Source organism: Rothia sp. SCPM-O-B-18226 (M350) (assembly GCF_058213595.1).
In genome coordinates this window covers 70,050-97,026 of record NZ_JBYQJS010000005.1, presented here as the reverse complement: position 1 = coordinate 97,026, position 26,977 = coordinate 70,050, and the positions used below count along the sequence as shown (strand labels likewise).

Below are 26,977 nucleotides of genomic sequence, written 5' to 3'. Positions count from 1 at the left end.
CCGCCCAGCAAGAATCGGGTCGCTCACACGCGGGGGCACACGTAGCGGGCCGTCCGGCGGTGAGCGCAGAAAAAGGGCGCGCACCCCGGCCGAGCTCCCGAAGGAACCGACCGGGGTGCGCGCCCTTTTCTAGGCTTAGCTATACGCTGAGCGCGGACTATGCGCCGCGGGCAGTCAGCAGGTCGTCGCGGGCAGCCTGAGCAGCCTGCGCCAGAGCCTCAACCGACGGGCCCGCAGAGAGCACGCCGCGGCTGGAGTTCACCAGCACCTGCGACTCCACACCCGCGAACACGCGGTACAGGTCAGCGGCCGAAGCACCCTGCGCGCCGTAACCAGGCGACAGAATCGGGCCGTTGAAGGAGCCCAGGTCAATGCCCAGGTCAACCAGCGCCTGACCGACGGTCGCGCCGACCACCAGGCCGCACGGACCCATCTGCTCCCACTGACGGGAGGCGTTCTCGGCGGTAGCCGCGGCAATAATGCGCTTGGCCACGGCGCCCCCAGACTCGCCGGAATGACCAGACTCCGACGCGCCCACGTGCTGCACGCTCTTACCCTCGGGGTTCGAGGTCAGCGCCAGCACGAAGGTGCCGCGGTCGTTCTGGGCGGCCAAATCCAGCGCCGGACGCAGCGACTCAAAACCCAGGTACGGGCTCAGCGTCACCGAATCGGTACCCAGCGGCGAGGTGGAGCCGAGCCACGCATCCGCGTAGGCCTTCATGGTCGAGCCGATGTCGCCGCGCTTCGCGTCAGCCACAATCAGCACGCCGTCGGCGGCGGCGCGGGCGAACAGCGCCTCCAGCACGGCCAGGCCGGCAGAGCCGTGACGCTCGAACAGCGCCACCTGCGGCTTCAGCGCGGCCGCGAAGGGCGCGCAACCCTCGTACACGGCCTCGGTGAAGGCGGCCAGGCCCTCGGCGGAATCCTCCAGGCCCCACTGCTCCAGCAGGTTCGGGTGCGGGTCAATGCCCACGCACAGCGGGCCGCGCTCGGCCATCGCCTTCGCCAGGCGGTCACCAAAAGCAGCGGACATCACGCCTCGCCACCCTCGGAAGCCAGGCGAGCGTCCACGGCGGCGGCCAGCTTGACGTCGTGCTCCTGCAGGCTCATGATGTCCCAGCTGTGCTCGCGCAGAGCGGTAATCGCCTGAACGGCGGCGGCGAACTCGGAGATGGTGGTCATCACCGGGCAGCCGACCGACACGGCGGCGGCACGAATCTCGTAGCCGTCGCTACGAGCGGCACCACCGGCGGGGGTGTTCAGAATCAGGTCGATGTCACCGTTGCGGACCATGTCCACGATCGAGTGGTCGCCGTTTGCCTCGGCAAACTTCGAAGCCACCAGAATCGAGTTCAGGCCGTTGCGGCGCAGAATCTCGGCGGTACCACCGGTCGAAACGATCTCGAAGCCCAGGGACTCCAGCATCTTCGCGTAGATGATGACGTTACGCTTGTCGTGGTTGGCCACCGAAATGAACACCTTACCGGAGGTCGGCATCGGCGAACCTGCGCCGGCCTGAGCCTTCGCGAACGCGGTGTCGAAGTGCTGATCCAGGCCCATGACCTCACCGGTCGAACGCATCTCGGGGCTCAGCAGCGAATCGACCACCACACCCTCGGGGGTGCGGAAGCGGGCGAACGGCAGAACCGCAGCCTTCACAGCAATCGCGGTCTCCTGCGGCAGGGATGCGCCGTCCATGTGCTGCGGCAGGTAGCCCTCAGCCTTCAGCTCGGCAATGGTCTTGCCCAGGCCAATCAGCACGGCGGCCTTGGCCAGCTGCACGCCGGTAGCCTTCGACACGAACGGAACGGTACGGGATGCGCGCGGGTTAGCCTCAATCACGTACAGGTTCTCGGAAACGTAGGCGAACTGAATGTTAATCAGGCCGCGCACGCCGGTGCCGCGAGCAATCTTCTCGGTAGCGTCCTTCACCTTGGCGATGATGTCCGGGCCGAGGGTAATCGGGGGCAGGGTGCAGGAGGAGTCACCGGAGTGAATACCGGCTTCCTCAATGTGCTCCATGACGCCGCCCAGGTACAGCTCCTCGCCGTCGAACAGGGCGTCCACGTCAATCTCGATGGCATCCTCAAGGAACTTGTCAATCAGAGCCGGCTGGGAGGGCGAAACCTCGGTAGCGTTCTCCAGGTAGCGGGCCAGGTTAGCCTCGTCGTAGACGATTTCCATGCCGCGGCCGCCCAGCACGTACGAGGGGCGAACCAGAACCGGGTAACCGATCTCGTCGGCGATGCGCTTAGCGCCCTCGAAGGTGAACGCGGTACCGTTCTTGGGCGAAATCAGGCCGCCCTCCTCCAGCACGCGGGAGAACTCGCCGCGGTCCTCGGCCAGGTCGATGGCCTCGGGGGTGGTGCCCAGAATCGGCACGCCCGCATCCTTCAGGGCACGAGCCAGCTTCAGCGGGGTCTGGCCGCCGAGCTGCACGAACACGCCCATCAGGCCGCCGGTACGACGCTCCGACTCAACAATCTCGAGCACGTCCTCAAGGGTCAGCGGCTCGAAGTACAGGCGGGTCGAGATATCGTAGTCGGTCGAAACGGTCTCGGGGTTGCAGTTGACCATGACGGTCTCGTAACCGAGCGAACGCAGCACCATAGAGGCGTGCACGCACGAGTAGTCGAACTCGATACCCTGGCCGATGCGGTTCGGGCCCGAACCCAGAATCATGATCGAGGGCTTCTCGTGGTGAGCAACCTCGTCCTCCAGGTCGTAGGAGGAGTAGTGGTACGGGGTGAACGCCTCAAACTCGGCGGCACAAGTATCAACAGTCTTGAAGACCGGGCGGATACCCAGGGCGTGGCGCACACCGCGCACAACGTCCTCGGAGGAGCCGATAATCTCGGCAATCTGTGCGTCCGAGAAGCCGTGGCGCTTGGCCAGCTTCAGGGTCTCCGGATCCAGGTGGTCACGCTTCTCGTAAACCACGCCGGCAACCTCATTCAGCAGCACCAGCTGATCCAGGAACCACGGGTCAATCTTGGTAGCCTCGTGCAACTGCTCCACGGTTGCGCCGGCCAGCAGAGCCTGCTGAACCTGGTAGATACGCTGGGTGGTGGGAACCTTGGTCTTCTCAATCAGCTCGGCCAGCTCCACCTCGGAGAGGGTCAGCGGCTTGAACGAGAAGGAGGCGCCCTTCTGCTCGAGCGAACGCATGGCCTTCTGCAGAGCCTCGGTGAAGTTACGGCCCAGGGCCATGGCCTCGCCCACGCTCTTCATGGTGGTGGTCAGGGTCGGGTCGGCAGCCGGGAACTTCTCAAACGCGAAGCGCGGAACCTTCACGACCACGTAGTCCAGGGTCGGCTCGAAGGAGGCCGGGGTCTTCTGGGTGATGTCGTTCGGAATCTCGTCCAGGGTGTAGCCCAGCGACAGCTTGGTCGCAATCTTCGCGATCGGGAAGCCGGTAGCCTTCGATGCGAGCGCCGAGGAACGGGACACGCGCGGGTTCATCTCAATGACGATGACGCGGCCGGTCTTCGGGTCGATAGCGAACTGGATGTTGCAACCACCGGTGTCCACGCCGACCTCGCGAATCACGTTAATTGCGATGTCGCGCAGCTTCTGGAACTCGCGGTCGGTCAGGGTCAGCGCGGGGGCCACGGTGATGGAGTCACCGGTGTGCACGCCCACGGGGTCGAAGTTCTCGATGGAGCAGACGACCACGACGTTGTCGTTGGTGTCACGCATCATCTCCAGCTCATATTCCTTCCAGCCGAGGATGGACTCCTCGAGCAGGACCTCGCTGGTGGGCGAGTACTGAATACCGGCGCCGGCGATGCGGTAGAGGTCTTCCTCGTTGTACGCCATGCCCGAGCCGAGACCACCCATGGTGAATGAGGGGCGAACCACCATCGGGTAGCCGAGCTCCTTGGCGGCCTCCAGGGCCTCCGGCATGGAGTGGACGATGACCGAGCGGGCCGACTCGCCACCGGCACGCTCCACGACGCCCTTGAAGGCCTCGCGGTCCTCGCCGAGGTTGATGGCGTCAATGTTCGCGCCAATCAGCTCGACATTGTACTTCTCGAGGATGCCGCGCTCGCCCAGCTCGATGGCCGCGTTCAGAGCGGTCTGGCCGCCCAGGGTCGGCAGGATGGCGTCGGGCTTTTCCTTCGCGATAATCTTCTCGATCACCTCGGGGGTGATGGGTTCAATGTAGGTGGCGTCCGCGAACTCAGGGTCGGTCATGATGGTTGCCGGGTTGGAGTTCACGAGGATGACGCGCACGCCCTCCTCCTTCAGCACGCGCAACGCCTGGGTGCCGGAGTAGTCGAATTCCGCTGCCTGACCGATGACGATCGGGCCGGAACCGATGACGAGGACGCTGTTAAGGTCGGTACGACGAGGCATTTAGGCTTCCTTTGCAGTCTTGGTTGCGACCATCAGGTCAATGAAACGGTCAAAGAGGTAGGCGGAGTCGTGCGGCCCCGCGGCGGCTTCGGGGTGGTACTGAACCGAGAAGGCCGGGATGTCCTTACAGGTCAGGCCCTCCACCACGTTGTCGTTCAGGCCGACGTGGGAGACCATGACCTCGCCGAACTCTGCGTTCGGTGCGGTGACGTACTCGCCGATGGGGGCGTCCACAGCGAAGCCGTGGTTCTGGGCGGTGATTTCAACCTTGCCGGTGGTCTTGTCCATGACCGGCTGGTTGATGCCGCGGTGACCGAAGAGCAGCTTGTAGGTGCCGAAGCCCAGGGCGCGGCCGAGCAGCTGGTTACCGAAGCAGATGCCGAAGAACGGGGTGCCCTTGCGCAGCACGCCCTGCAGCAGCTCAACCTGCTCGTCGGCGGTTGCGGGGTCACCGGGGCCGTTGGAGAAGAACACGCCGTCGGGGTTGTAGGAGTAGATGTCCTCGAGGGTTGCGTTGGCGGGCAGCACGTGCACGCGCACGCCGCGCTCAGCGAAACGCTGCGGGGTCATCGACTTGATGCCCAGGTCCAGGGCGACGATGGTCGCGACCGGGGGTGCGAACCAGTTGTGCTGGTGCGGCTCAACGGTGTAGGCGGTGTCGACCGAGACGATGTCGGCGAGCTTGCGGCCGGCCATGGGCTCGGAGGCGCGCACCTCCTCCAGCAACTCGGCCTCGGGGCGCTCGGCGTGCTCGCCGGAGAACACGCCCGCACGCATCGAACCGCTCGAGCGCAGGCGGCGGGTCAGGGCGCGGGTGTCGATGCCCTGAATACCGACGATGCCCTGCTCGATGAGCTCCTCGTCGAGGGTGCGCTCGGAACGCCAGTTGGAGGCGACGCGGGCGGCGTCACGCACCACGTAGCCGGCAACCCAAATCTTGCGGGACTCGGCGTCGGTGGTGTTCACGCCGGTGTTGCCGATGTGCGGAGCGGTCTGAACCACAATCTGACCCGCGTAGGAGGGGTCGGTGAGGGTCTCCTGGTAGCCGGTCATGCCGGTGGAGAATACTACCTCGCCCAGGGATGCGCCGGTTGCGCCGTAGCCGTAGCCGCGGTAGACGGTGCCGTCCTCGAGGACGAGTAGCGCGCGGTCCGTACGCAGGGCACCGGATCGTGTCATGTCAGTCATGCTCTCTTTTCCTTTTCTGTGGTGCTCTCCCCCGCGGGCCTTGCGGTGAGTGCCGCTCGGTGCGTTGGGGATAGTCTCTTGCTGCCGGGGCGGGCTGTTCTGCCCGCCCGGGCTAAATCTAGGGTGTCGTGCTGTGTCGTGTTCGGCTTCGGGGCCGGGTATGTTGCCGGAAGTGCCGGGGTGCGTTGCGCCGCCTACTTGGCCTGCTCGGTGCCCTCGGCGGGGTCTGCCGCCCACTTTTCGGGCGCATCCACCGCGTTCGGGGCGATGCGGCGCAGCTCCTCCAGGGCCGCCTGCTTATCCTCAGCGTAGCGGGTGCGGAAGCCGGTCTGCACGCGGTGACCGTCGAGGGTCCAGCCGATGACGACCAGGCCGTCCTTCTCCACAACCTTGCCGGCCATGCCTCGGTCGGTGGTGATGACCGAGAGCTTCTTCGCCGGAATCCACAGGTCCTTCGCCCCGTCGCGGGTGAAGATGATGCTGTCCGGGTAAATCAGCAGGGTGGACTTGCTCTTGAAGCCGAGCGAATCGAATCCCACGCGGTCCAGCCAGTTACCGAAGATCGTGGTGCTGATGTACTCACCCTCGAAGGCGGCGTCGGCGGTCAGACCCTCGTAGCGTTCGGGAACTTCCTTGAGGGAGCCGAACATGTTGGACTGGCGGGCCAGGCGCGAGCGCCATCCGTGCCACATGCCGTAGATGCACAGAGCCACGAGGGCCAGGCAGACGATGGCGGTGATGAGCTTTCCCACGTGGGTTCTCTCTTTCGGTTGGGGTCTCGGTCGATTGTCTCGACCTGTGTTGGTGGGGCTGGTGAGGTTGGGGGCGGTACTCCCGGCGAGGCGGTGGCGGGCCTGAACCCGCCACCGCCAGGCACGGTCACCACGTATGTTCGCTTCGCGGGTTACTTGCGCGGGGTGGCCAGCTCGCCGTTCAGCACGGTCGGGTGGCCAGCGTAGAAGGTTGCGCGAATCGAGCCGGGAACCTCCATGCCGCGGTAGGGGTTGTTCTTGCCCTTGGTGGCCTGCTCCTCCGGCTTGATCACGCGGGTTGCCTTCGGGTCGACCAGCACAATGTTGGCCGGTTCGCCTTCGGCCAGCGGGCGACCCTGCTCAGCCTCCAGGCGGCCAATCTTAGCGGGCTGCTCGGAGAGGATGCGTGCCACGTCGCGCCAGGTAATCATGCCGGTGTCGACCAGGGTCATCTGGATGATGGACAGCGCCTGTTCCAGGCCGGTCATGCCGTTCGCGGCGCAGGCCCACTCACATTCCTTGGTCTCTGCCGGGTGCGGTGCGTGGTCGGTACCGATCACGTCGATGATGCCGTCAGCGACCGCCTGGCGCAGCGCCATGACGTCCTCTTCGGTGCGCAGCGGCGGGTTAACCTTGAACACCGGGTCGTAGGTGCGTGCGGTCTCGTCGGTGAGCAGCAGGTGGTGCGGGGTTGCCTCCGCGGTGACCTGCACGCCGCGGGACTTAGCCCAGCGCACAACCTCAATAGAGCCCTTGGTGGACAGGTGGCAGATGTGCAGCTTGGAGTCCAGGTGCTCGGCCAGTAGCACGTCGCGGGCGATGATTGCCTCTTCAGCGACGGCGGGCCAGCCGGCCAGGCCCAGGTCAGCGGACACCTTACCTTCGTTCATCTGGGCGCCCTCGGTCAGGCGCGGCTCCTGCGCGTGCTGCGCAATAACGCCGTCGAAGGTCTTGACGTATTCGAGGGCGCGACGCATCACTGCGGGGTCGTACACGCACATGCCGTCGTCAGAGAACACGCGCACGTTAGCGGTGGAGTTCGCCATGCCGCCAATGTCGGAGAGGCGCTCGCCCTTCAGGCCCACGGTCACGGCGCCGATGGGCTGCACGCGGCACCATGCGGATTCCTTGCCGAGGCGGTCCACCTGCTCGACCACGGCGGCGGTGTCTGCCACGGGCATGGAGTTTGCCATGGCGAACACCGCGGTGTAGCCGCCCAGGGCCGCAGCGCGGGTGCCGGTCTCGACGGTTTCGGAGGCCTCGTAGCCGGGCTGACGCAGGTGGGTGTGGATGTCCACCAGGCCGGGCAACGCCACCTGGCCTGCCGCCTCGACGACCTGCGCATCCGCGGCGTCAATGTTCTCTGCGATGCGGCTGATCACGCCGTCCTCGATGAGGATATCGGCGACCTTTTCGCCGTAGAGGCTTGCGCCCTTAATCAGGTACTTGCTCATGGTGTTGGTTCCTCTCGTTAGGAAGGTCGTTTAGGATTCGTCGCCGGCGTAGAGCTTGGCGCTGGATCCGTCGGTCAGAAGCAGGTAGAGCACCGCCATGCGCAGCGCCACGCCGTTGCTGACCTGGCGCAGAACCCAGGAGTTGGCGGCGTCGGCGGCTTCGGTGCAGATTTCCAGGCCACGGTTCATGGGGCCCGGGTGCAGGATTGCGACCGGCTGCGGCTGCGCCTGCAGGGTTGCGAAGCGTTCGGCGGTCAGGCCCCACAGCTCGGTATACTCCTCGGCGGAGGGGAAGTACGCGGCGCGCATGCGTTCCTTCTGGATGCGCAGCAGCATCACGGCGTCGGGCTTGGTGGCGATAGCTTCGTCGAAGTCGTGGAAGATTTCCAGGCCGGCCTCTTCAACCCAGGAGGCGGTGTTCAGCGGCAGCAGGGTCGGCGGTGCGACGAAGACGACCTGCGCGCCGAGGGTGTGCAGCAACCAGAGGTTGGAGCGTGCCACGCGCGAGTGCAGGATGTCGCCGACGATGAGCACGCGCATGCCGGACAGGTCGGTGCCGCGGGGGCTGTCCAGGCCGTCGCGTTCCGCCTTGTACTGGCGCAGGGACACGGCGTCGAGCAGGGCCTGGGTGGGGTGCGCGTGGGTGCCGTCGCCCGCGTTGAGTACGGGGATGTCGGTCCAGCCGGCCTCGGCCAGGCGCTGCGGTGCGCCCGAGGCGGAGTGGCGAATCACGAAGGCGTCCGCGCCGATGGCCTTGAGGGTCTGCGCGGTGTCCTTGAGCGACTCACCCTTGGAGAGGGAGGAACCGGAAGCGGAGAAGTTCGTGACGGCCGCGCCCAGGCGCTTCTCGGCGGATTCGAAGGAGAGGCGAGTGCGGGTGGAGTCCTCAAAGAAGAGGTTGACGACGGTCTTGCCGTTGAGCACGTTCAGGGTGCGGTTTTCGGCCTTGACCTGTGCCATGTAGTCGGCGACGTCGAGGATTTCGATGGCTTCTTCGCGGGTTAGTTCGCGGGTGTCGAGCAGATGCTTCATGAGAGCCCTCCCAGCTGGATAATGTCAACTCGGTCTATTGCGTTGTCGGTTTCGGTGAGTACGACGCGTACGGTTTCGCTGGCGCTGGTGGGCAGGTTTTTGCCCACGTGGTCGGCGCGGATGGGTAGCTGGCGGTGTCCGCGGTCTACGAGGACCGCCAGGCGTACGAGGGCGGGTCGTCCGTGGGCGTTGAGTGCGTCGAGGGCGGCGCGTACGGTGCGGCCGGAATATAGGACGTCGTCAACGAGGACTACGGTTTTGCCTTCGATGCCGATGGTGGGCATGAGGCTCTCCCCCGCTGTTTGCGGTTCGGGGGCGTCGCGCTGGTCGTCGCGGTAGGCGGTGATGTCCAGGGCGCCGAGTCGGTCTTCTGCGGTGAAGGTCGGCTCGAGGGCTTGGATGCGTGCGGCGAGTCGCGCCGCGAGGGGCACGCCGCGGGAGCGGATGCCGATGAGTACGAGGTTGTCTACGCCTTTATTGGTTTCGATGATTTCGTAGGCGATGCGGGTGAGGGCGCGGCGAATTTCGTCCTCGCTGAGGATGGTGCGACCGACGGTGGTCGCCTGCTGCGAGTGAGGGGTCGCCGATTGATGGCCCCCGAGTGCTGCGGGATGCAGCGCTTCAGGCTGCGCGGTGGTGGTCACGCGGGCAGCCCGGTTCGTACCGGTTGCGGGTACACTTGTCCCCGACATAGCCGTCTCCTTCCCCGCCTCACGGGACGGATTTAAAGGTTTTGTGCTTCTAGTAGGGTACCACAGTTCACAGGCTACGTTCAGGTTCGGCGAGAGCGGGTATAGGGCGGGCCAGCGGTGACACTCGGGCCCGCATCCCGGCGCCCCACCGGATAAGATAATGGGGTACGACATCTATCGACTCACACCACTGGGAGAGTTCATGACCGCCTCCGGCACCCCGGCCGACGTTTCGACGAAGACGTCGATGGCCTTTGACAATCTGCTTCACCAGCTTCGAACTACGGCACTCCATACGCGCGATCAGGGCGACCGTTTGGAGCGTCTGACCAAGGAGTTCCTGACTAAGGACAGCATCCAGAGCCGCCTGTATAAGAAGGTGTATCTGTGGAAGGACTGGGATGGCCGCGAGAACTTCGGCGATATTGGCATCGACCTGGTGGCCGAGAACGTTGACGGCGGCGTGACCGCCATTCAGTGCAAGTTCTACGATGAGCACAGCACGATTGCTAAGGAACATATCGATTCCTTCATTTCGGCCTCCGGTCGTAAGCCGTTTACGCACCGCATCATCGTGTCCACGACCGATAAGTGGTCGAAGAACGCGGAGAAGATGCTGGAGGAACAGCGCTTTCCCGTGCAGCGCATGGGCCTGCAGACTTTCCGTGATTCCAATATCGACTGGTCGACCTATTCCCTGGATGACCCGGGCGAGCAGCAGGTCGGTTACAAGCCGCATAAGGAGCTCCGCCCGCACCAGGACATCGCCATTACAAGGACTCTGAAAGGTCTGCAGAAGGACGACCGCGGTCAGCTGATTATGGCCTGCGGTACCGGCAAGACCTTCACCGCGATTCGCCTGGCCGAGAAGTTTGCCGAGCAGAATGGCGGCCACGCGCGTGTGCTCTTCATGGTGCCTTCCCTGGCGCTCATGTCGCAGTCCATTTCGGAGTTCTCGAACGAGATTGAGGGCCCGTTCCACGCTTACGCGGTGTGCTCCGATTCCAAGGTGGGCCGCGAGAAGAAGCGCGGTGGCGCTAACGCCGACCTGGCCGACCTGCGCGTTGAGGATCTGCAGCTGCCCGCGACAACGGACGGTGCCGAGCTGGCCGCCGCGATGAACGCCAACCCGCTGGATGAGGGCCTCGAGGTGGTCTTCTCCACCTACCACTCCATTGACGCGGTATCCGAGGCTCAGGCTGCGGGTGTTGGCGAGTTTGACCTGATTATCTGCGATGAGGCGCACCGCACGACCGGCGTGACCCTGGCGGATGAGTCGGAGTCGAACTTCGTGAAGATTCACGACGATAACTGGGTGGCGGGCCGCAAGCGCGTCTACATGACGGCTACCCCCAAGATTTTTAATGAGGACACGAAGTTCCAGGCGAGCGAGAAGGCCGCCGTGCTCTGTTCCATGGATGACATGGATACTTTCGGTCCGGTGTTCTACCGTATCGGTTTCGGCGAGGCCGTGGAGAAGGGCCTGCTGACCGATTACAAGGTGCTGGTGCTGGGCGTTTCCGAATCGCAGATTGCGACCTCCTTCCAGAACCTTCTGGCCGATGAGTCCAACGAGCTCGCCATTGATGACGTGGCGAAGCTGGTGGGCTGTTGGAACGGCCTCGCCAAGCGCCGCAGCGGTGAGCTGGAGGCTTCCTTCGGTGATGACCTCGAACCTATGAAGCGTGCCGTGGCCTTCAGCCGCTCGATTAAGGATTCCCAGAAGATTGAGCGCGAGTTCGAGGACCTCGTGCGCATTAACCTGCGCAACCGCGAGAACGACGACCCGACCGACGACCTGGGCGTGCAGGTTCGCCACATTGACGGCGGCTTTAACGCGCAGAGCCGTGCCGAGCTCCTGAACTGGCTCAAGCAGGAGCCGAATGAGGAGGGCCCGATTTGTCGTATCCTGACGAATGCTCGCTGCCTGACCGAGGGCGTGGACGTTCCGAATCTTGACGCGGTGCTTTTCCTGAATCCCCGCAATTCGATGGTGGACGTCATTCAGGCCGTGGGCCGCGTGATGCGCCGCGCCGAGGGTAAGAAGTACGGCTATATTATTCTGCCGATTGCTATTCCCGACGGCATGTCAACCGCTCAGGCGCTGAGCGACAATAAACGCTACAAGGTGGTGTGGCAGGTGCTGCAGGCGCTCCGCGCGCACGATGAGCGCATGGACGCAACGATTCACCAGATTGAGCTGAACGCTTCCGACCCCGAGTCGATTATTGTGCAGACCGTTGACCTGGCCCCGAAGAAGGAGAAGGACAGCATCGGCGCGAACGATACCGAGGCGCCGGAGGATTCGATTACTCCGGGTGAGCAGACGACTCTGACCTTCCCCGCGCAGGAGTGGAAGGATGGCGTGTACGCCAAGATTGTGGACAAGGTGGGTACCCGCGAGTACTGGGACGATTGGTCGAAGGATATTGCGACCATTGCGGGCCGCCACATCACGATGATTCGTCACCTGCTGGATGAGGCGGCTCCCGAAAGCGAGCTGCGCACCGTCTTCGCTCAGTTTGTGGAGGGTCTGCAGCAGACCCTGAACCCCGCGATTGATGAGGACCAGGCTATCGAGATGCTGGCCCAGCACCTCATTACCCAGCCTGTCTTTGACGCGATGTTCGCCGGGCACCGCTTTACCGAGCTGAACCCGATTTCGCTTGCCATGCAGAACGTGGTGGACCACTTGAACGCGAACGCGGCCTTTGAGAAGGAGCGCGAGTCGCTGTCGGCCTTCTACGAGTCGGTTCAGCGCCGTGTGAAGGACCTCGATAACGCGGCCGCGAAGCAGCACGTGATTAAGGACCTCTACGATAAGTTCTTCCAGAACGCCTTCCCGCGCATTGCGGAGCGCCTGGGTATTGTCTTTACCCCGGTTCCGGTGGTGGACTATATCCTCCGCTCGGCGGATGCGGCTCTGCGGGAGTCCTTCGGCAAGTCGCTCTCTGATGAGGGTGTGAGCATTATTGAGCCTTTCGTGGGCACGGGTACGTTCATTACCCGCCTGCTGCAGCTGGGTCTGATTCGCCCGGAGGACCTGGAGCGCAAGTACACCCGCGAGCTGTTCGCGAATGAGATTGTGCTGCTCTCGTACTACATTGCGGCGATTAACATCGAGACGGTGTACGGTGAGGTGGCGAAGGAACACGGCCTGGGCTCGGAGTACGTGCCGTTCAACGGTATGGTTCTGACGGATACCTTCCAGCTCTCCGAGTCTTCGCACCACCTGAACCTGCCGGCGTTCCGCGCCAATAGCGAGCGCGCGGAACGTGAGCTTGAGCAGGATATTCGGGTGATTGTGATGAACCCGCCGTACTCCTCGGGTCAGAACAGCGCGAACGATAATAACCAGAACGAGAAGTACCCCAAGCTGGATGAGCGCATCGCCGAGACCTATGCCAAGAACTCCAGCGGTGCGAATAAGAACAGCATCTACGACTCGTATATTCGCGCGATTCGCTGGGCATCCGACCGCGTGAAGGATAGCGGCGTGATTGCTTTCGTCTCGAACGGCTCCTTCATCGACGGTAACGCGGCGGATGGCCTGCGCAAGTGCCTGGTGGACGAGTTCTCGAAGCTGTACGTGTACAACCTGCGCGGTAACCAGCGCACCTCGGGTGAGCAGTCGCGCCGCGAGGGTGGCAAGATTTTTGGCTCTGGTTCCCGTACCCCGGTGGCCATTTGCGTGCTCGTGAAGGACCCCTCACACACAGGCGAGGCCGTACTGCACTACCGCGATATTGGCGACTACCTGAGCCGCGAGGAGAAGCTCGACATTATTGCCCGGGAGGGCTCCATCGCGCACACCGAGTGGGAGGTCATCGTTCCCAACGAGGCTGCCGACTGGATTAACCAGCGCGACGAGAACTACGACACCTACCAGCCCATCGGCGACAGGGATACTAAGGGCAAGCCGAACACCCCTGGCATCTTCCAGCTCTACTCCCGTGGCCTGGCGACGAGCCGCGACGCGTGGGTGTACAACTTCTCGGCCCGCGCGGTCGAGGAGAACGTGCGACGCATGATTGGGGTCTATAACTCGCAGATTGATGTTGAGCAGCCGAATATGGACCCTACAAAGATTGCATGGGGCGACGGTTTGAAATCACTTTTGCGCCGTAAGGTTCAGATTGGATATTCCGCTGTAGCAAAGCGTCTGTCTGTGTACCGCCCATTCTGTAAGCAGTATGTTTATTTCGATGCCCCGTTGAATGAACGTCAGTACCAGCTACCGAGGCTCTTCCCGACCCCGACGCACGAGAACATCGCCTTTGGCTTCACCGGACGCGGTGCCACCAAGGAGTTCAGCGTGCTCATGGTTGATACCCTTCCTGACCTTGAATCTATCTCCAAGGCTCAGTGGATGTCTCTCTACACCTACGAGCCGGTCGTTGAGGAAGACGGAGGATTCAACCTCAACCTGGGCGGCGGCGAGGTCGTGGACGGCTATACCCGCAAGGAGAACATTACCGACACTACCCTGGCGGCTTACCGTAGCACCTACGGTGACGAGAGCATCGCGAAGGAAGACATCTTCTACTACATCTACGCGCTGTTGCACCACCCCGAGTACCGTGAGAAGTACGCGGCGGACCTGAAGAAGATGCTCCCGCGCATCCCCCTGGTGAAGGGCTTCTGGGAGTACTCGCGTGTTGGTCGTGCCCTGGCTGAACTGCACCTGGGTTACGAGAGCGTGGAGCCTTACCCGCTCGATGAGGTGGCTTCCTCCCCCACTCCCGAGGACCTCGAGGAATGCTTCGAATTCTATCGGGTGCAGAAGCTGCAGTTTGGTCCTAAGAAGGATAAGACTCGCATCAAGTACAACGGTCACCTGACTCTCAAGGGCATCCCGGAGGAAGCCTACGAGTACCAGGTGAACGGCAAGTCTGCGCTGGGATGGGTTGTTGACCGCTACCAGGTGAAGCCCGATAAGGATTCGAACATCACGAACGACCCGAACGATTACTGCCGCGCCGTCAACGACCCGCGGTATATCGTGGACCTGATCAAGCGCCTGGTGACTGTCTCGCTGGAGACTCAGAAGCTGGTGGGTACGCTCCCCCGCTTCGAGGTTCTGGAGGACAACGCCTAACCATTCCATACCTGCAATAAATACATAATTCGCACTGAGGGCCCTACCGTACAACGTATGGTGGGGCCCTCAGCGCGCCGCAAAATTGGCAAAATATCACCACAAAAATAGATATTTATCTTTGACTAGGGAAATTACATGTAAGGAATCTCTCACACAAGGGGCAAGTTCTTAAAATAAATCAAACAGGATGCTTACATATCAAAACATATGAAAAAAGAAGAAAAACGGTGTTCAAATGCTCTGATATATACATAGTGAAAGCTCAGCGGCGCATTGCTGCTGATAATCACTAAATACAAGGAGCCTAAAATGGCCACCATACTTTCATATGTACGTCCTCTGTTCTGTTTTACATGTTTTATCATTGCCTCGTGCATTCTCGGCATTGTTGACCCTACTGATATGTATAGCCAGCGCCAACACAGCGTACTCAGCACTATACGTGATGAATCTGCCGATTATCTTATGAGTTACCTCTTACAAGAGTGCAGGCGCATGCGGTACAACCCAGCTGGGTACCTCCATCGTTACATTACAGCTCCCCGAAATCTTCGCTTCCATCCCGGAATACTCTATGTCATCGCAATCAGCTCATGCTTCGGATTCTTCGCATGGTACATAGCTCTCATGGCTGCCCACCAAACCCACAGTATGGCTTGCACTACATACAGGGCCGAGTGTTTTATCGGAGCTACACGTCTAGTGAAGTCAGTATTACGCTGGTTCGCTACCATCTCCTACTAGTACTAACCGAAACTGGAGTCTTTTGAACTCTCCATCGGGCACGCGGGGCGACCGCATCCGCTCAAAGCGAGTAGCTAACACTGATGGAGGCGCATGCCGGGCACGCGAGGCGGGGGCTCCGTCCTCAAGGCGCTCAGCGCCGCAGAGGGGGCACTCCCCCGCCCGCGTTGTCCGGTGAAGCCTCGAACGTTACCCCTACCCACGGGCTCCGGTGCACCTCCCGACGTATCTCAGCCGGTACCACCAAATCTAGCCAGCGCATCCGGCTCAGCATCCCAGACCCAAGCACACGACAAGCGCAACGTAGACACAGAAACCCCCCGCCGTCCTGTAGCGAACTACAGCACGGCGGGGGTTTCACGTACGCTCCCTGCGGGTGCATCCTCAACGGCAGCAAACCAACCAGCTACGGGCTAGCGGGCAGGCCGTGGCAGGACGTCTTACGCGAGCAGGGTCGGCTTCACCTGACGGAGCTTATCCAGCAGACCGTTCACGAACTTCGGAGATTCATTCGTGGACAGCACACGCGCCAGACCGACAGCCTCAGAAATTGCGACAGCATCCGGAACTTCGTCATTGTACAGAAGCTCCCAAGTGCCAATACGCAGCACGGCACGGTCCACGGCGGGCATACGCTCAAAGGACCAGTCACGGGCGTAAGTCTCAACAAACTCGCGGATCTCTTCGTCGTGGTCGCGAACGCCACGAATGATTTCCTCAGAGTAAGCAGAGATCTGCGCTACCGTGTACAGTCGGCGGCGGCGGAGTACCTCAATATAATCTTCGTTGCGCTGATCCGCCTCGAAGAGCACTTCGAGGGCGCGCAATCGGGCTTTAGTACGCGAATTCATTAGTCGTTCACGCGACCGAGGTACTCACCGGTGCGGGTGTCAACCTTGACCTTGGTGCCGGTCTCCAGGAACAGGGGAACCTGAATCTCGTAGCCGGTCTCAACGGTTGCGGGCTTGGTGCCGCCGGTGGAGCGGTCACCCTGCAGGCCGGGCTCGGTGTAGGTGATTTCGAGGACCACGGATGCGGGCAGCTCGATGTACAGGGGGCTACCCTCGTGCATTGCGATGGTTGCGGTCTGGGATTCGAGCATGTAGTTTGCTGCGTCGCCGACAACGGTTGCGGGAACGTTGATCTGGTCGTAGGTCTTCATGTCCATGAAGACGTAGTCGTCGCCGTCCTGGTACAGGTACTGGTAGTCGGAGCGGTCAACGGTTGCGGTTTCGATCTTAGCGCCAGCGTTGAAGGTGCGGTCGACGACCTTGCCGGAGGTAACGTTGCGCAGCTTGGTGCGGACGAACGCGCCACCCTTACCGGGCTTCACGTGCTGGAACTCAACGACGGACCAGAGGTTGCCGTCAATCTTCAGGACGGCGCCGTTCTTAATATCGGTAGTGGATGCCATGGGGCTCTCCTTCGTGTCATCGACGCTCACGCCGTAGTGGTACCCGGCGAGGCGCTAAGTTTTCAATGAGCAAAAATATGTCCCGTACATTCTACAGGATGCGCACGAGTTTGCCTAGCAGGGGCGCCACAGTTTTTCTGTGGCACCCCGCCCGGCTGCCGCGCGGAAGCAATCACACGGAAGCAATCACACGAAGGCGACCAAGTGAAGGCAACCACGTGGCCGGGCGCGCCCGGCGACTATACGGGACCCGTCACCTACTCGGTAATCTCCTGGTAGGTCATGTACAGAATCGAATCGTCCGGCACCTCGTACACGCGCGGGCGAGCCAAACCGTCAAGAATGATGAAGCGCAGCAGGTTGCCGCGTGCCTTCTTGTCGCGGCGCATCGCTTCGAGCAGCTGGGGCCATGCGTCCGCCTTGTAGGAGGTGGGCAGGCCCAGCGACTCCAGGATGCGGCGGGTACGTGCCACGAGCTCCTCGTCGGCGTGGCCGGTGGCCAGCGACAGCTCCGCGGCGTACACCATGCCCACCGCAACGGCCGCGCCGTGACGCCACTGGTAGCGTTCGTTACGCTCAATCGCGTGGGCCAGGGTGTGGCCGTAGTTCAGGATTTCGCGGCGGCCGGACTCGCGCAGGTCCTCGGAGACCACCTCCGCCTTCACGCGCACGCTGCGCTCAATGAGTTCACGCATGACGGCAGACTGCGAGTCACGCACGGCGTTCGGGTTTGCCTCGATCAGGTCGAGAATTTCGGGGTCGGCGATGAAGCCGCACTTGACGACCTCACCCATGCCGGTCAGCAACTCGTGCTCGGGCAGGGTGCGCAGGGTGCCAATCTCGCAGAGCACCGCGGCGGGCGGCCAGAACGCGCCGACCAGGTTCTTACCTTCGGCGGTGTTGATGCCGGTCTTACCGCCCACGGCAGCGTCCACCATGCCGAGCAGGGTGGTCGGGATGTGAATAACGCGCACGCCGCGCAGCCAGGTTGCCGCCACGAAGCCGGCAACGTCGGTAATAGCGCCGCCACCCACGGAGATGATTGCGTCGGTGCGGGTGAAGTCGTTCTGACCGAGCACCTGCCAGCAGAACGCCGCCACCTGGTAGTGCTTTGCCTCCTCGGCGTCGGGAATCTCTGCACTGAACGACTCGTAGCCCATGGCGCGCAGGTCCTCCATGACCAGCTCACCGGTGGAACGCAGGGCACGCGGGTGAATCACGAGCACCTTCTTCGTGCGGTTACCGAGAATCTCGGGCAGGGTGCCGAGCAGGTTGTGGCCGATGAGAACCTCATAGTTCTCGCGCGGGGAGCTACCGGTCACCGGAATACGGGTGATATCCGCTTCACCGGAAGCGCCGAAGGTAGGCTGAGTGCTCATCGTGTGTCCTTTCACAGAAGAGTGGGGGTAGGAGGGGGTCAGGAGTTGTTCGCCCGCGCCTTGCGGCTGGCGGTGACGTACGCCTGAATCTCTGCGGTCATCTCGGTAATGGGGCGGCCGCCACGAGCGTCCAGGGTGAAGTGCGCCAGCTCCTCGTAGCGGGTGCGGCGACGCTCAAAAATGTCGGTCCAGCGCTCGACCGGGTTCGGCTGCAGCAGCGGGCGGGTCTTATTGCCCGTAATGCGCGGGGTGACGGTCTCAGCATCAACGAGGATGTACACCACGCATTCGTCCTTGAGGAGCTCCGCAACCGAGTCGGTCATGGGCGCGCCGCCACCGAGCGAAAACACCGTGTTGCGGTACACCGGGGAGGTCAGCACCTCTTCGATGGTCTTGCGTTCGAGCTCGCGGAAGTGCGCCTCACCGAAAATCTCGAAAATTTCGGAGACCTCGCCGTAGCGTTCCACGATCAGCTGGTCGGCATCGAGGAACTCGTAGCCGTAGAAACGCGCCAGGTGCGTGCCGATGTAGGTCTTACCCGCCGCCATGGGGCCGATCAGCACGATGGGGCGCGAGCGTTCCGCAAAGTTCTCGTGCATTTCGCGCACCTGCTGGGGGTGGATGCGGGCGGACTCCTCGATCTCGCCGGGCTCAAGTTCAAGAGGCTCAAGTTCACCGGGCTCGAGCTCGGCGTTCAGCTCCGCCTCGGATGCGGCGCGCGCCTCAATCTCGGCAGCAGCCTCGGCGGAGTCCACCGCCGCGATTTCCTCAGCCACAGACTCGGCCGCAGACTCGGCCGCAGAAACCTGCACCTTGCCGAATAGTGCCGGGGTCGGACGTAGCGGCTTAGCCACAGCGGGCTTGGGCACGGGGGCCGCGGAAGTTTCGGTCTGTGCCGGCGCGGGCTGGGGTTCGGCCTTCTGCGCGGGAGCAGGCACGGGGGCAGAGGTTGCGCTCTCCCCCGCCGCGGGCTGAGCCTGCTGAGGTGCGGCAGGTTTAGGAGCGGTCAGCTTGGGCGCAGCGACTACTGACGGCGCGGCCGGTTTTGGAGCTACGGGCTTGGGCGCGGCAGGTTTGGGTGCTTCCGCCTTCGCGGGTTCCCTGCGGGATTCCTCTTCAGTGGTGCCCATGACCTGCAGGGCGCTGAGCAACTTCAGGCGCAGGTCCTCATCCAGGCCGAGCGCCGGGTCGGCGTCCTCGGAGGCCGAGGAGGCGTACAGGCGTACACCCCGCGCGCTCACGGGAGCGGCGGGCAGGGGGCGGGCACCCGAACGCATCAGGTCGGCCGGGGTGGGCACGCGAGAAGCCGCGCGCGCAGAGGAAGCCGAGCCGGCCGCCCCAGAACCCGGGTTAGACTCGGTACCCGCATTAGATTCGGCACCCGCCGCACCGGGTTCGCGGGAAGAAGCCTCGCGAGCGGTAGCCTCGGGCGGCTCAGCCTCAACAGCCCGCTCAGCCTCAACAGCCCGCTCAGCCTCAACAGCCCGCTCAGCCTCAACAGCCCGCTCGGCCGCGGAAAATACACCGGGTTCCGCACCGGATTCCGGGCGCGGTGAAGCGCCCCCTCGCGCACGCTGCGTTGCCGCAGCAATACGCGCAAGGGGGCTCGAAGCGACCGGGCGAACACCCTGCTCCACAAAAACCTCCCCGGAACCGCGACCTTCTACGCCGCGGCCCTCTGACTCCGCCGGAAGGGGCACTACGCGTCCCAACCGGCAACGTTAGACTCCCACGCCAGAGACGCCGGGATAGCGTCCAGGTAGGAATCCATGTTGCGGCGAGTCTCACCAATCGAGTCGCCACCAAACTTCTCCAGTGCCGCCTCAGCGAGCACCAGGGCGACCATAGCCTCCGCAACCACACCGGCGGCGGGAACGGCGCACACATCCGAACGCTGGTGGTGGGCGCGAGCCTCCTCACCGGTGGAGGTGTCAATGGTCTTCAGAGCCTTCGGCACGGTCGCAATGGGCTTCATTGCCGCGCGCACGCGCAGCAGGTCACCAATGCTCATGCCGCCCTCAATACCACCTGCACGGTTGGTATCGCGGGTTACGCCGTGCTCACCAATGGAAATCTCGTCGTGAGCGGCGGTGCCCGGGCGGTCAGCGGTCGCGAAACCGTCGCCCACCTCAACGCCCTTAATAGCCTGAATACCCATCAGGGCGGCGGCCAGGCGCGCGTCCAGGCGGCGGTCCCAGTGCACGTACGAACCCAGTCCGGGAGGCATACCGTACGCGAGCACCTCAACCACGCCGCCGAGGGTCTCGCCGTCCTTGTGCGCCTCGTCCACGCGCTGAACCATCGCGTCGGAGGTTGCCTTGTCGAAGCAGCGCAGCGGGTCGGCGTCCAGCTGCTCAACGTTACGGGGCGAAGGCACGGGGGCGCCCTCGGGGGCGTGCACGCCACCCACAGCCACGGTGTGAGAGACCAGCTCAACGCCCAGAGCCTTCAGAATCTGGGCGGCAACCACGCCGAGCGCCACGCGGGTCGCGGTCTCACGAGCGGAGGCACGCTCCAGCACCGGGCGAGCCTCAGAGAAGTCGTACTTCTGCATGCCGGTAAAGTCGGCGTGACCGGGACGCGGGCGAGTCAGCGCCGCATTGCGCGCGCGGTGCTCAATCAGCTTGGGGTCAACCGGGTCGGAGCTCATCACGTCGGTCCACTTGGGCCACTCGGTGTTGGCAATCTCAATAGCGACGGGGCCGCCCTGAGTCAGGCCGTGACGCACACCGCCGAGGATGCGCACGCGGTCCTCCTCGAACTTCATGCGGGCACCGCGGCCGTAGCCCAGACGGCGGCGAGCCAGGGCGTCACGCACCATGTCGCTGGTGAGTTCCACACCGGCGGGAACGCCCTCAATAATGCCGACGAGCGCCTCGCCGTGAGATTCTCCGGCAGTGAGCCAACGAAGAGCCATAGGTTAACCTCTTTTCGTGTCACCCGCACCGGCGCGCAGGTGAAAGGAATAATAATTCTTCAATGTAGAAAGTGTATAAAATGCGGGCTTTACTCGGCGAGCGGCGCCGGGAGGTGTTCACGGGACGGAAGACCTACCGCCGCGCACATCGCGTTGATTAGGCCCAGCAATTCGGCGGGCTGCAGGGTGCAATCCGTGAAGAGCAGAACCTGCTCGACGGCCTGGTAGAGTAGCATCTCCAGGCCCGAGACCACGGCTCCCCCACTCGCCTCCCAGACGCTCGCCAGAGCCGAGGGCCAGGGGTTGTACGCAACGTCCAGCAGCACGGGGCGGTCGGCGGTCTCGGAAGCGCCCGCGGGGTCGGAGGCACCCTTCAGCACGCTCAGCTGGCTCGCCCACTCATCCGCCGCATGGGCAGGAAGAGTAGACACCACTGGGTGATGACCGCGCTCCGCAAGATTCTGTGGCAAATCAGCCAGGGAAACCTGCTCCAGCTGAACGCCCAGGCGGTCCGCCGCCTCCTGCACGCTACCGAGCTTATGCAGGGAACGGGCGTACACGCTCACACGGGAATACCCCAGCTGATGCAGGGCGGTCAGGGCGGAAATAGCGGTCGCTCCCCCGCCAATCACGGCGGGCTCGTCGCGCTCGTGGTTCGGCTTCAGACCCGCGTGCAGCAGCGCGTTCACGATGCCGATCACGTCCGTGTTATCGCCCAGCACCCTCTCGCCGCGCGGGTACACCGTGTTCACCGCACCGGTCACGCGAGCGGTCTCGCTCAGCTCATCGCAATACTTGATGACCGCGGTCTTCAACGGCATCGTCACCGACAGGCCCGCAATATACGGGGCTTCCTCGGTGCCAACCGGGTTACGCACGCCGCGCATAATCGCCGGCAGGTCATCGGGCAGGGTATCGCGACGATCGTACTCGAGGTTCGCCTCGCCCAGGTACGCGTACGCGGCCCGATGCAGCGCGGGCGAGAGCGAATGGGCAATCGGGTGGCCCAGCACGTAGGCGCGGCGAAGATACGAGGCTTCGCGGTACGGTTCAGTCTTCATCGATACTCTTTCGCTCTCAACGCTGGGGAACGCTCTCAACGCTTGGGGCTTGCGGACATGCACACCACGAACCCAAGTTCATAGGCGCACTCTACCCATTTTAAGGGACACCAACAATCAGGTACAGCCCAACAGCCAAGTCCAGCCCAGCATTCGGGTACGGCAAAGGCGGGCACCTCCCCCACTCTCGTGGAGGCGGTACCCGCCTCAGCAAGGAACCTTCAGTCCAAAGCTACCGAATCATAGCTACCGGCTAAACCGATTAGCTACAACGGTTCGGGTGCTTAGAACACCACTGGTTGTACTCTTCCACGTAACGCTGGTGCTCAGCGTAAGTGCGGGAGTACTTGGTCTCGCCGGAATCCAGGTCGACGGTCACCCAGTAGTAGTACGGGTTCTTCTCCGGAGCGGCGGCGGCCTTGATGGACGCCAGCTGCGGGGAACCAATCGGACCCTTCGGCAGACCCTTGTTCGCGTACGTGTTGTACTTGTTGCTCTTGTCTGCCTTCTGCTCCTCCGTCAGGTGGTAGGAGCGGACACCCAGACCGTAGGTCACGGTTGCGTCCGACTGAATCAGGCCGGAGGTCTCACCATCCGGGTTGTTCAGACGGTTCTCAATGATGCCCGCAACCGCCACGTAGTCCTTCGGCTGAGCCTCAAGCTCCACGATGGAGGCGATGGTCAGCACCTCGAAGGCCTTCTGATCGCCGCTCACGCCGGCTTCCTTCAGGTCGGCCTTGGTCTTATCGACCATGGTCTGAATGACCTTCTTGATGTCGGTGTCCTTCGGGAATCGGTACTCGCCCGGGTGCAGCCAACCCTCAATCGAGGGGAAGTTGCTCGGCACGCCGTACTGCGTGTAGTTCTGCACGGCCTCTTCCACCTGCTTGCGGGTGAACGCGCCGTCAGAACCGGAAACGATCAGGTCGATGGTCTCGGTCACGCGCTTACCCTGCGGAATCGCCAAGTACAGCACGTTACTGTTCGCCTCGATAATCGTGTTGATTGCGCTCGAGCTGCTCATGTGCTGCTGAAGCTCGTAGGTGCCCGGTTGCAGGTACTTGCCGTTGCTTTCCTTGCTGTACACCTCGACGAACTTATCGGCGTCGGCAATCACGCCGGCCGCCTCCAGCTCGTTCGCCACCTGCGCGGTGGACTGACCCGAGCGGATCGTGAAGGTCACGGTCGTGCCGTTACCGCTGCCGGAGTAATCGCGTGTCTTGAACGGGTCGTACCGCGTGATGAAAGCGGCAGAAATAATCACCAGGGCCGCCACGAAGAGCGACATGGCGCTCAGCATGATGGCGCGGCGACGGCGCTTGCGAGCACGCAGAGTCGCTACAGAGACAATCTCGTGCTCCAAGGTAATGCCGGTAATGCCTTTTTCCTCATCGGCTTTCGTCGGCCGAAAAAGGTCCAGACCGCTCTCTTCGGGGTGTTCCTCGGAATGTTTATTCTTTTCGGTCACTGAAGGTTCTCCGTTTCATTGACGGCACCAACCGCAGCCCCTTCTAACTCGTGCGGTCGGTTCTCTTCGTGGGCCGGATCGCTCACCTTGTACCCGGCTACGGACTGCCCTGCCTTGAGGGCGTCCAGGCTGTACTGCAAAATGTTCACAGCCGCCACCTGGTCAACCATAGTCTTGAAGTCTCGGCTGGATACCCCAGCCTCGTGCAGTGCACGGTGAGCGCTCACGGTGGTGAGTCGCTCATCCACCAGCCAAATGTTAATGTGTGTCTTATTTTCGGCGTCCAGCTCGGAGCGCAGAGCCTGAGCGTATTCCCGAGCCATCTCGGTCGAGGAGGACTCCCCGCCGCGCATGGTCTTCGGAAGCCCGACGAACACCTCGACCACCTCGTTCACCTCAATCAGCTTGCGTAGCACGCGACGATCGGAGTTCTTCTTCTCGTCGCGACGCAGCGTCTTGAGCGGGGTGGCGAGGATGCCGTCGGGGTCGCTGAGGGCGGTGCCGACGCGGGCCTTACCCACGTCAACACCCATCCGCACTCCGCGCTGGAATTCTGCCATGTCTTAGGCCTGAGCCTGTGCGATAGCGTCGCGAACGGCGTCCAGAGCGGCACCAATCTTGGATGCATCCTGGCCACCGCCCTGGGCGACGTCGTCCTTACCGCCGCCGCCACCGCCGAGAACACCGGCAGCAACGCGAACCAGTGCGCCAGCCTTCACGCCGGCGGAGCGAGCGCCCTCGGTGGTTGCCACGAGGATCACGGGACGGCCGTTAGATACGCCGGCCACGGCCACCACGGCGGCCTCGGAACCGAAGCGGGAACGCAGGTCCAGGGCCAGCTCGCGCACGCCGTTGGCGTCCAGCTCGCCGGCGTTGTGGGCCAGAACGCGCACGGAGCCGATGGTCTGTGCGTTCTCCAGAAGCTTGCCGGCCTCGGCCTGCAGCTTCTCGCGACGCAGCTGAGCCAGCTCCTTCTCGGCAGCCTTCAGCTTAGCCAGGGTCTGGTTGATCTTCTCGGGCAGGTCTGCGGAGGACTGAACCTTCATCAGGCCGGTCAGCTGGTTCACCAGGGTGCGCTCAGCTGCCAGGTGGTTGAAGGAGTCCAGACCCACCAGGGCCTCGACGCGGCGGTTGCCGGAGCCCACGGAGCTCTCGGTCAGCAGCGACAGCGAACCAATCTCGGCAGAGGTGCCCACGTGGGTACCACCGCACAGCTCGCGGGAGAACTCGCCGCCAATCTCAACCACGCGCACCACGTCGCCGTACTTCTCGCCGAAGAGGCTCATGGCACCCAGAGCCTTCGCCTCGGCCAGCGGCATCACGCGGGTAATCACCTCGTGGTTGTCGCGGATGGCGAGGTTAGCAACCTCTTCCACCTCGCGCTTAGCGGACTCGGACAGGCCCTCGCCCCACGCGAAGTCGAAGCGCAGGTAGCCTTCCTTGTTGAAGGAGCCGCGCTGGGTAGCCTCGTTGCCGAGCACCTGGTGCAGGGCGGCGTGGATGATGTGGGTACCCGAGTGTGCCTTCTCACCGTCGCGGCGGCGCTGCACGTCAACCTGTGCCACAACATCGGCACCGACGTGAGCCTCGCCCTCGCGCACGATGGCGCGGTGAACGCTCAGGCCCTTGACGGGCTGCTGAACGTCCTGAACGTCAATGATGAAGCCGTTACCGGTGATAACACCGGTGTCGGCTGCCTGGCCACCGGCCTCGGCGTAGAACGGGGTTTCGTCCAGGACAACCTCAATCTTGTCGCCGGCCTTGGCGGCGGGCACGGACACGCCGTCCACCAGGATGGCGCGCAGCTTGGTCTCGGTGCGCAGCTCGGTGTAACCGGTGAAGATGGAGCCGCGCTCGTCCACGAGCTTACGCAGCTCGGAGAGGTCGGCGAAGGCGCCCTTCTTAGCCTTGGCGTCAGCCTGTGCGCGGTGGCGCTGCTCGGCCATCAGCTCGCGGAAGGCCTTCTCGTCAACCTTCACGCCGGCCTCGGCGGCCATCTCGAGGGTCAGGTCAATCGGGAAGCCGTAGGTGTCGTGCAGTGCAAAGGCCTCGGCGCCGGAAACGGAGTTCGAGCCGTCCTTCTTAGCGGCGGCCACGGCCTCTTCCAGGCGCTCGGTACCGGTCTCGATGGTGTGCAGGAACGCCTTCTCCTCGGCGTAGGCAATGCGGGAGATACGCTCGAAGTCGTCAGCCACGTACGGGAAAGCACCCTTCATCGCGTCACGCGAAGCCGGGAACAGCACGGGCAGGCAGGGCTCGGTCACGCCCAGCAGGCGCATAGCGCGGATTGCGCGGCGCATCAGGCGGCGCAGAATGTAGCCGCGGCCCTCGTTCGAGGGGGTCACGCCGTCAGCAATCAGCATGAGCGAGGAACGGATGTGGTCAGCCACAACGCGCATGCGCACGTCGTCCTCGTAGCCCTCGTCCTCGGCGGACTCGGAGCCGTGGTACTTCTTGCCGGAGAGCTTAGAAGCAGCATCCAGCACGGGGCGAACCTGGTCGGTCTCGTAGAAGTTCTCGACGCCCTGCAGCAGCATGGCCAGACGCTCAACGCCCAGACCGGTATCGATGTTCTTCTTCGGCAGGTCGCCCAGAATCTCGAAGTCGTCCTTGCCGATGCCCTCGCCACGCTGGTACTGCATGAACACGAGGTTCCAAATCTCGATGTAACGGTCGTCGTCAGCCGCCGGGCCGCCTTCCTTACCGTAGGCGGGGCCGCGGTCGTAGAAAATCTCGGAGTCGGGGCCTGCGGGGCCGGGCTGGCCGGTGGACCAGTAGTTTTCCTTCATGCCCATGCGCTGAATACGCTCAGCCGGGAAGCCCACCTTGTTGTGCCAGATGTCGAAGGCCTCGTCATCACCCTCATAAATGGTGACCCACAGGCGCTCCGGATCCAGACCAAAACCACCCTGATCCTGCGGGGTGGTCAGCAGCTCGTAAGCGAAAGGAATCGCCTGCTCCTTGAAGTAATCGCCGAAGGAGAAGTTACCGGCCATCTGGAAGAAGGTACCGTGACGCGCAGTCTTACCGACCTCTTCGATGTCCAGGGTGCGGATGCACTTCTGCACGCTGGTCGCGCGGGAGAACGGAGGGGTCTCACGGCCCAGGAAGTAGGGAATGAACGGAACCATGCCGGCGATGGTGAACATGGCGCCGGGTTCGTTCGAAATCAGCGATGCCGAAGGCACCACGGTGTGGCCGCGGGAAGCGAAGAAATCGATCCAGCGCTTGGAAATCTCCTGTGAGAGCATCTCGTTCCTTTGAATAATCTGTGCGAAATTCTAAATAGTCTACTGACCTATGGTGCCTCTCCGCGCGCAAAATGGCTAATCGAGGGGCCATTATGGGCCCCTCCAACGCCCTCACGCGACGGGCAAGTCGGTTCGGTAGACGGCGGCCTTTTGGCCGAAGTCTAG

At 63.0% G+C, this 26,977-nt stretch carries 17 protein-coding genes; 1 reads left to right on the top strand and 16 read right to left on the bottom strand.

The annotated features are described in order from the left end of the window. Positions 1-157 precede the first annotated feature (157 nt). From pyrF to pyrR, 7 genes are all read right to left on the bottom strand, one after another. Positions 158-1,033 carry an orotidine-5'-phosphate decarboxylase gene (gene pyrF, locus AC3E6W_RS08260; RefSeq protein WP_490652838.1) on the bottom strand — a complete coding sequence of 292 codons (876 nt, stop codon included), beginning with the start codon at positions 1,031-1,033 and terminating at the stop codon, positions 158-160. Continuing rightward, positions 1,033-4,359, bottom strand: a complete 3,327-nt coding sequence (gene carB / locus AC3E6W_RS08255) for a carbamoyl-phosphate synthase large subunit (protein ID WP_049343738.1) — start codon at positions 4,357-4,359, stop codon at positions 1,033-1,035. Before carB ends, pyrF begins: the two co-directional genes overlap by 1 nt. Then, positions 4,360-5,547 carry a glutamine-hydrolyzing carbamoyl-phosphate synthase small subunit gene (carA, locus tag AC3E6W_RS08250; protein ID WP_049346700.1) on the bottom strand — a complete coding sequence of 396 codons (1,188 nt, stop codon included), beginning with the start codon at positions 5,545-5,547 and terminating at the stop codon, positions 4,360-4,362. Positions 5,548-5,741: 194 nt separating this feature from the next. Then, on the bottom strand, positions 5,742-6,299 hold the full coding sequence (locus AC3E6W_RS08245; RefSeq protein ID WP_049362652.1) for a PH-like domain-containing protein: 558 nt from the start codon (positions 6,297-6,299) through the stop codon (positions 5,742-5,744). Positions 6,300-6,451: 152 nt separating this feature from the next. Beyond that, entirely contained in the window at positions 6,452-7,753 is a 1,302-nt protein-coding gene (locus AC3E6W_RS08240; protein ID WP_490652837.1) for a dihydroorotase, read from the bottom strand. Between the two features lie 30 nt (positions 7,754-7,783). Next, positions 7,784-8,785, bottom strand: coding sequence for an aspartate carbamoyltransferase catalytic subunit (locus tag AC3E6W_RS08235; protein WP_049350073.1), 1,002 nt, complete (start codon positions 8,783-8,785; stop codon positions 7,784-7,786). Beyond that, positions 8,782-9,477, bottom strand: a complete 696-nt coding sequence (pyrR, locus tag AC3E6W_RS08230; RefSeq protein ID WP_490652836.1) for a bifunctional pyr operon transcriptional regulator/uracil phosphoribosyltransferase PyrR — start codon at positions 9,475-9,477, stop codon at positions 8,782-8,784. The genes AC3E6W_RS08235 and pyrR overlap by 4 nt, the downstream gene beginning before the upstream one ends. A 202-nt stretch (positions 9,478-9,679) precedes the next feature. Here pyrR and AC3E6W_RS08225 point away from each other — a divergent pair, with 202 nt between their 5' ends. Continuing rightward, positions 9,680-14,575, top strand: a complete 4,896-nt coding sequence (locus AC3E6W_RS08225) for a DEAD/DEAH box helicase (RefSeq protein ID WP_490652835.1) — start codon at positions 9,680-9,682, stop codon at positions 14,573-14,575. Positions 14,576-15,762: 1,187 nt separating this feature from the next. On the opposite strand, the gene nusB is transcribed toward AC3E6W_RS08225, so the two are convergent. From nusB to alaS, 9 genes are all read right to left on the bottom strand, one after another. Next, the gene (gene nusB, locus AC3E6W_RS08220; protein ID WP_005505934.1) at positions 15,763-16,173 is read right to left on the bottom strand and encodes a transcription antitermination factor NusB; all 411 of its coding nucleotides are present in this window, start codon (positions 16,171-16,173) and stop codon (positions 15,763-15,765) included. Continuing rightward, on the bottom strand, positions 16,173-16,736 hold the full coding sequence (gene efp / locus AC3E6W_RS08215) for an elongation factor P (protein ID WP_005505932.1): 564 nt from the start codon (positions 16,734-16,736) through the stop codon (positions 16,173-16,175). The genes nusB and efp overlap by 1 nt, the downstream gene beginning before the upstream one ends. A 257-nt stretch (positions 16,737-16,993) precedes the next feature. Beyond that, a complete protein-coding gene (aroB, locus tag AC3E6W_RS08210) occupies positions 16,994-18,115 on the bottom strand; it encodes a 3-dehydroquinate synthase (RefSeq protein WP_490652834.1) in 1,122 nt (373 codons plus the stop codon). A gap of 38 nt (positions 18,116-18,153) precedes the next feature. Beyond that, the gene (locus tag AC3E6W_RS08205; RefSeq protein WP_490652833.1) at positions 18,154-19,752 is read right to left on the bottom strand and encodes a shikimate kinase; all 1,599 of its coding nucleotides are present in this window, start codon (positions 19,750-19,752) and stop codon (positions 18,154-18,156) included. Positions 19,753-19,814: 62 nt separating this feature from the next. Next, positions 19,815-21,032: a chorismate synthase gene (gene aroC / locus AC3E6W_RS08200; protein ID WP_490652832.1), complete on the bottom strand. Its 1,218-nt coding sequence runs from the start codon at positions 21,030-21,032 to the stop codon at positions 19,815-19,817. An 89-nt stretch (positions 21,033-21,121) separates the two neighbouring features. Then, positions 21,122-22,093: a shikimate dehydrogenase gene (locus tag AC3E6W_RS08195; protein WP_490652831.1), complete on the bottom strand. Its 972-nt coding sequence runs from the start codon at positions 22,091-22,093 to the stop codon at positions 21,122-21,124. A gap of 262 nt (positions 22,094-22,355) precedes the next feature. Beyond that, a complete protein-coding gene (mltG, locus tag AC3E6W_RS08190; RefSeq protein ID WP_049343757.1) occupies positions 22,356-23,561 on the bottom strand; it encodes an endolytic transglycosylase MltG in 1,206 nt (401 codons plus the stop codon). Continuing rightward, the gene (gene ruvX, locus AC3E6W_RS08185; RefSeq protein ID WP_049334270.1) at positions 23,558-24,121 is read right to left on the bottom strand and encodes a Holliday junction resolvase RuvX; all 564 of its coding nucleotides are present in this window, start codon (positions 24,119-24,121) and stop codon (positions 23,558-23,560) included. Before ruvX ends, mltG begins: the two co-directional genes overlap by 4 nt. 3 nt (positions 24,122-24,124) lie before the next feature. Then, positions 24,125-26,812, bottom strand: coding sequence for an alanine--tRNA ligase (alaS, locus tag AC3E6W_RS08180; RefSeq protein WP_313968138.1), 2,688 nt, complete (start codon positions 26,810-26,812; stop codon positions 24,125-24,127). Between the last annotated feature and the right edge of the window lie 165 nt (positions 26,813-26,977).

Excerpts from the sequence above, each read along its gene's own strand:
- AC3E6W_RS08195 (WP_490652831.1), bottom strand. The coding sequence starts at position 22,093 with ATGAAGACTGAACCGTACCGCGAAGCCTCGTATCTTCGCCGCGCCTAC.
- AC3E6W_RS08225 (WP_490652835.1), top strand. The coding sequence starts at position 9,680 with ATGACCGCCTCCGGCACCCCGGCCGACGTTTCGACGAAGACGTCGATG.
- efp (WP_005505932.1), bottom strand. The coding sequence starts at position 16,736 with ATGGCATCCACTACCGATATTAAGAACGGCGCCGTCCTGAAGATTGAC.
- nusB (WP_005505934.1), bottom strand. The coding sequence starts at position 16,173 with ATGAATTCGCGTACTAAAGCCCGATTGCGCGCCCTCGAAGTGCTCTTC.
- ruvX (WP_049334270.1), bottom strand. The coding sequence starts at position 24,121 with ATGGCAGAATTCCAGCGCGGAGTGCGGATGGGTGTTGACGTGGGTAAG.
- carA (WP_049346700.1), bottom strand. The coding sequence starts at position 5,547 with ATGACTGACATGACACGATCCGGTGCCCTGCGTACGGACCGCGCGCTA.
- carB (WP_049343738.1), bottom strand. The coding sequence starts at position 4,359 with ATGCCTCGTCGTACCGACCTTAACAGCGTCCTCGTCATCGGTTCCGGC.
- pyrR (WP_490652836.1), bottom strand. The coding sequence starts at position 9,477 with ATGTCGGGGACAAGTGTACCCGCAACCGGTACGAACCGGGCTGCCCGC.
- pyrF (WP_490652838.1), bottom strand. The coding sequence starts at position 1,033 with ATGTCCGCTGCTTTTGGTGACCGCCTGGCGAAGGCGATGGCCGAGCGC.
- AC3E6W_RS08240 (WP_490652837.1), bottom strand. The coding sequence starts at position 7,753 with ATGAGCAAGTACCTGATTAAGGGCGCAAGCCTCTACGGCGAAAAGGTC.
- aroB (WP_490652834.1), bottom strand. The coding sequence starts at position 18,115 with ATGAGCACTCAGCCTACCTTCGGCGCTTCCGGTGAAGCGGATATCACC.
- alaS (WP_313968138.1), bottom strand. The coding sequence starts at position 26,812 with ATGCTCTCACAGGAGATTTCCAAGCGCTGGATCGATTTCTTCGCTTCC.
- aroC (WP_490652832.1), bottom strand. The coding sequence starts at position 21,032 with ATGGCTCTTCGTTGGCTCACTGCCGGAGAATCTCACGGCGAGGCGCTC.
- AC3E6W_RS08235 (WP_049350073.1), bottom strand. The coding sequence starts at position 8,785 with ATGAAGCATCTGCTCGACACCCGCGAACTAACCCGCGAAGAAGCCATC.